The organism is Adlercreutzia muris (assembly GCF_008831045.1).
GTDB lineage: Bacteria > Actinomycetota > Coriobacteriia > Coriobacteriales > Eggerthellaceae > Adlercreutzia > Adlercreutzia muris.
Genome location: NZ_WAJS01000062.1, coordinates 1 through 5,143 on the forward strand (window position 1 = coordinate 1; position 5,143 = coordinate 5,143).

The following is a 5,143-nucleotide window of genomic DNA, read 5'->3' on the forward strand; positions in this document are numbered from 1 at the left end:
GGCGCGCACCGTGCACTCGAAGGTCACGGTGGCCGAGGCCCCGCCGGCGACGTTGCCCACGGGCACCGTCAGCACGGGCCTCCCGCCCGCGCCCGGGGCCGACAGCGAGAACTTGCCCACGTCGCCCGCGGCCACCGACGCGGCCTTCTCCAGCGCCTTCCCCGCGATGGCCGCCGACGGGTTGTCCAGCCGCACGCTGCCCTCGTCCAGCTCCAGGCACGCGGGCAGCGGGTCGGTCACCACCGCGTCCGTCCACAGCGACCCCGCCGCCCCGTTCGAGGCCTCGATCGTGTACCTGATGCGGTCGCCGGGCTGCGTGGGCCCGTTCGGGTGCGTGAGGTTCTCGGCCCTCTTGGACAGCGCCGGCGCGGGCGCGATCTTCGGCTGGGGCAGCACCGTCACGTCGAAGTTCCAGGTGGTGCCGGTGAAGGCGCCGTTGGGCTCCTGGCGGATGGAGAGCTTGCCGCTCCCCACGGCCGCGGGGTCCAGCACCAGGGTGTAGGAGCCGTCGGCGTTGCGCACCGGCTCGCCGTCCTCGCCGCGCAGGAAGTCGGCCTCGAACACGTCGCCGTTCTGGTCCACCACGCTCACCGGCCCGGAGGACTCGGTCTTGATGTCGATGACCACGCGGCCGGGGTGCGGGTTGTCGGCGCTCGGCTCGCCCCAGGTCGTCACGATGGCGCCGTCCACGATCTTGTCGCCGGGCTTGGCCGGGTCGGCGCCCGGGTCGGCGGGCCGCGGCGCGCCGGCGCTGACGTCGGGGACGGGGGAGTCGGGGTCCTTGTTGTCGGGGTCGTCCCTCCGGATCACCTCGGTCGCCGGGTCGATGGGGTCGATGGCCACCTCCGCCCGCGGCACGGAGGGGTCTTCCGCGGGATCGGCGCTCGCCAGGTAGTTGGCCGGCTGGCCCGCCGCGGCCTGGGCGGCCGAGGGCGGCAGGAACCGGAGCGCTATCTCGTGGCGTCCCTGCTGGCCCTGGGTGGGCACGAGGAAGTCGGAGGCGGACGCGGCCCGCGCGAGGGAGAACCGGGCCGTCGATCCTCCCTGGCCGTTCTCCACCCTCTCGGCCGTCACGCGCGGGTCGCCCTCCGGGATGGGGTTGCCCTCGGCGTCGGGGTCGCCCGCGTACACGAGGTCCACCGGCGCGCCCACGGGCTGGCCGTCCACGTAGATCTGCACCTGCCCGCGCGGCGCCTGGCAGGTGGGCTTGGTGGCCTCCGACCCGGGCTGGCCGTCCACGGTGGGTGCCGCGCCGATGGTGGCGCTCACCTTGAGCACCTGGTCGGAGGGGTGGGCCACGTCCCCCGGGTCCCCGTCGTCCACCCACTCGGCGGCGATGCCGCTCACCTGCGAGGCGATGGGCCAGATGGTGAACTGGCCGGTGGCGCGGTGCCCCCAGTAGCTCTCGGAGAAGTTCCCCTCGGTGTCGTCGGAGTACTGCGTGGAGATGGCCGTGAACTTCATGGTGCCGACATCGGAGCCGTCGCCCGTCTCGGCGCCCACCGGGTTGCCGGCGCTGTCGAGGTGCTGGTAGCGGAAGGTGATCTTCTCGGCCTCGGTGAGGTCGCGCCCGTCGGGCGTGCGCAGCGGCAGGGGGAACATGCCCGCGCCCTTGCCGTCGTAGTACTTGTCGAGCGACGCCAGGTAGTCGGCGTCCAGGGTGAAGTCCACGTAGCGCCGCAGCTTGCCGTCGTTTGTGACCCCGGGCGGCAGCGAGCTGTCGGCGGGGCGGAACAGGGGCAGCGGCGTGACGGGGGTGGGGTTGCCGTTCTCGTCCAGCTTGTCGGTGTCCAGGTAGGTGAACTCCACGGTCACCTCGCTGTTCTGCTTTACAATTTCTGGCAGCCACAGATACAGATGCCCCTTGTCGAATTCGGCCGGGGCGCCGTAGTCGTAGGGCTCGCCGTCAACAAGCAGCTGCCATTTTGTGATGGGGTAGGCGCTCGTGCCTACATCGGACGTGAGATTGACCTCCACCATGGTGACGGCTTCCCCGCGGTCGTTCTTGGCCGTCCCGTCGAATCGAAAGTCCGCTACACCGTTTTGGTTGCCCATAGATCCGCCGGTGACGACCACCTGTAGGCCGGGGGCTCCCACATCGTTGAATATGGGATCCGATCGAGAGCCAGTCGGCAGGAGGGTTCCTCCGGTGAGAATGAGCTGGTAGGCCGAGCTGTTGCCGGCCGAGCAGCCGCCTCCGAAGCCGTTGCCGTCGTTGCCGCCGAGCGACTCCACGAAACCGCCATTGATGCGAATGTTCCCAGAGGGTGCCATGGCTCCTGATCCGATGCCAGCGCCGTGGTAGGCTCCTTGGGCGCTGATGCGGCCTCCGTTGATGGTGATCCACTCGTTCAGGCCCGTTCCAGGACCGCAACGGCCGCTTCCGATGCCCGCGCCGTCGCTATTGGGGTTGGTGTTGCTTCCAGATTTCGCGACGATGAGGCCCCCATCGAAGGTCATATTGCCCGCGGGCTCGTCCTGGTCGCGATGAGCGATATCTCGAGGCGTGCCTAGGTAGTTCGATCCGATGCCCGCCGCAAGAGCCCCGCTCGGCGCCCATGCGTACAGCTCGCCCGGAAGATTGCTCTCCAAGGTGCTGAGGGGGTCGTTGCGGGAGACGGCCTTCCCGTTCGAGAGCGTGCAGTCGTAGGGAACCTTCCCGTTCTCGGGGACGATGTGCCGCCCGTCAGCGGTGCGGTTGAGCGTAGTGTCATCGATGATCAGGCTCGCGCCGGTGGGGCAGTGGAGAGCGGCGTGATCGATGTTCGTGGAGCACAGTTCGTTTCTCGTTCCGTCGCCGAGGATAATGGTGAGAGAGCCGCCGGCCTTGATGTCGACGGGCTGATCGCCCTCAATGCCTAGACCTTCCATTGCCATGAAAGCGTTTCGCCCCGCCGGGACAACGATGCTCGCGGAAGAAGGATTGGCGATGCGCCCGGCCTCGGCGCCGGAGGCTACCTTCGTCTGATCGGTATTCTGGATGGCGAAGTGAGCATCGGTGTTCACCGTGAGTGTTTTTGCCGAGGAATTGTAGGTGAAGTCGGCTGCGGTCACCGCGTCGCCGTCGATGCCCCAGATGGTGAAATCGCCAAGGGCGAAGGAGCCTGCGCTCGGGGCAGCGGTGGGCTGAGCTGTTCGGGGGCTCGCGGACACCGGAGTCGTCTGGGCGCATCGGAACGCCTCGCTCACGGTTCTCGCGACGAGATCGGCCGTCGCCCGTGCGTGGTCGCCTTCCTCAGAGGGTGTCACGACGGTCGGCTCTGGGGGATCGGAGATGCTGCCGCCGGCGGCAATGCCGTCTGGGTCGCCGGGTGCGGGATCCTCGGCAGCGGAGAGGTCGTCTACGACCTCAGAAAACTCGATGGGGGGGGGGTCTCCGTGATCTGGGCCTCCGGCTCGGCCAGGGCGACCGCGGGCGTCATGCCGCAGGCGAGCACCGCCGCCAATCCGAGGCGCAGAAGCGACCCCTGCCGCTTCTCTCTCATGGTGGTTCTCCTTCTCTCATGGGTAAGAGTCCGCTGAATATACCCCTTCTGCCCGCTTTCCGCAACCCTGGGCGGCGCGGTCGAGGTTGCGAGCAGGCGCAGCCACCTGGCTTGCGAGAAAATCCGAGGGGCCTTTTAGCAGTAGAACGACAGGTCGCCGTCGAACACCCGACGCCACTTGTCGCAGATGTAGGCGTGGTTCAGCACGACGAGCTCCTTGATGTCCTCGAGATCCTTCGCGGGAATCTTCGATCGATTGTGGGCGACGAGGCAGCCGCCTGCGGCGGTGAGCCATATCTTCGTGGCGTTTTGCGAGGGCCTCTTCACCGCGACGTGTACGTGGACGGGCTCGCCGTTTTCCCCTACCCAGAAGAAGAGGATGTAGGGGCCGAACTCCAGGACCTTAGGCATAGGCCTTGCCCGCCTCGCGGGAGAGCCGGTAGATGAGCGGCGCGTTGTTCCGCACGATTTCGGTGAGGAAGCTCAGCTCATCGCGGGTGAACCCCTCCGTGTCGTGCCATTGGCAGAGGGGGAGGGAGCAGAAGGCCGCGTCGAAGCCGCCGTCGACGGGGCGCTCCACGGCGATGCGCACGGTTCCGTCCTCCTGCGGGCTGGAATAGGCGATCTGCGTCTCGTCGTCGAGCTTCAGGTAGTTGTACATCATGGCCGCGCCCTTCCGAGAGTCCTTGCTGTGGGGCCATTATACAACGCGGTCGCGCAACCGGGCGGCGTGCATCCGCCCCTCCAGGTGGGAGCGGCCCCGGACGCTGCTGCATCCGGGGCCGCGCTGCGGGGCGTGGTGGCAAGCCCCTACCGGCTCGCGCGCTGGCGGCGGCGGGAGGCGAGCAGGGCCGCCCCGGCGGCCAGGGCGAGGGCCGCTGGCAGGAGCGCCGCTGCCGCCAGGGCGTCGCCGGTCTGGGCCAGCCTGTGGGCGATGGTGGTGCGCCGCTTGCCGCCCTCATCGCCGGGCAGCACGCCGCCCGAGGCGTCCGCGCCGGGCGGGTAGGTCGGATCGCTCTCGACGCGGGGATGCGTCCGCTCGTAGTCGTCCCACCCGCCGGGCGGGTCGAAGGGGGCGCCGGGCTCGGGGCGCTCGCCGTCGGGGTCCCACGCCGAGGGCGGCGTGCCCAGGCCGACCGCCACGTTGCCGACGTCGGCGCCCACGGCGGCCTCAGTCACGAGCGCGTCGAAGGAGAGGACGACGGCCTGGCCGCCGTGGAGGTGGCCGCAGGCGACGGCCAGGATGCGGGTCGCCGGGTCGTAGGCCTCATCGTCCACCGCGACCTCCGCGCCGTCGGGCAGTGCGAGCTTGATGCTTCCGCTCACGGGCTCCAGGCCCTCGGGCACGTCGTCGCGGATCACCGCGTCCATCCAGCCGGTGCCGGGCCCCGAGTTCGAGAGGGCGATGCGGTAGCGCACGGTGTCGCCCACGTGGGTGGCGCCGTCGTCCCGCGTGAGGTTCTCGGCGGTCTTGGCGATGGCGACGTCGTCCTCGGCCGGGTCGCCGGGGACGACCGGCGCGGGCGAGGCGGGCGGCGAGGAGGCCTCGGGCTCGCCCGCCGGGGGCTCCGCGGGCTTGCCGGGATCGGGGTCCTCGGGGCGTGAGCCAGGGCTCTCGGAGGGCACCTCGCCGTGGGCGTGGGCGATGTTGGCGGTGT

At 69.8% G+C, this 5,143-nt stretch carries 5 protein-coding genes; all 5 read right to left on the minus strand.

Features of this window, described 5'->3' with window-relative positions:
* Positions 1–3,249 (minus strand): isopeptide-forming domain-containing fimbrial protein (locus F8D48_RS11195; protein ID WP_151432100.1); only part of this gene is annotated, 3,249 nt, incomplete at its 3' end.
* A gap of 92 nt (positions 3,250–3,341) precedes the next feature.
* Complete coding sequence (locus tag F8D48_RS11735) at positions 3,342–3,485, minus strand: hypothetical protein (protein WP_170272814.1); 144 nt, start codon at positions 3,483–3,485, stop codon at positions 3,342–3,344.
* A 135-nt stretch (positions 3,486–3,620) separates the two neighbouring features.
* The gene (locus tag F8D48_RS11200; protein WP_135971671.1) at positions 3,621–3,896 is read right to left on the minus strand and encodes a DUF4160 domain-containing protein; all 276 of its coding nucleotides are present in this window, start codon (positions 3,894–3,896) and stop codon (positions 3,621–3,623) included.
* Positions 3,889–4,149: a hypothetical protein gene (locus F8D48_RS11205; RefSeq protein ID WP_016310672.1), complete on the minus strand. Its 261-nt coding sequence runs from the start codon at positions 4,147–4,149 to the stop codon at positions 3,889–3,891. The genes F8D48_RS11200 and F8D48_RS11205 overlap by 8 nt, the downstream gene beginning before the upstream one ends.
* 146 nt (positions 4,150–4,295) lie before the next feature.
* The coding region (locus F8D48_RS11210) for a DUF11 domain-containing protein (protein WP_151432102.1) at positions 4,296–5,143 on the minus strand (848 nt) is incomplete at its 5' end.

Bases quoted from the DNA above. Each gene is read 5' to 3' on its own strand.
- F8D48_RS11735 (WP_170272814.1), bottom strand. From the start codon at position 3,485: ATGAGAGAGAAGCGGCAGGGGTCGCTTCTGCGCCTCGGATTGGCGGCG.
- F8D48_RS11200 (WP_135971671.1), bottom strand. From the start codon at position 3,896: ATGCCTAAGGTCCTGGAGTTCGGCCCCTACATCCTCTTCTTCTGGGTA.
- F8D48_RS11205 (WP_016310672.1), bottom strand. From the start codon at position 4,149: ATGATGTACAACTACCTGAAGCTCGACGACGAGACGCAGATCGCCTAT.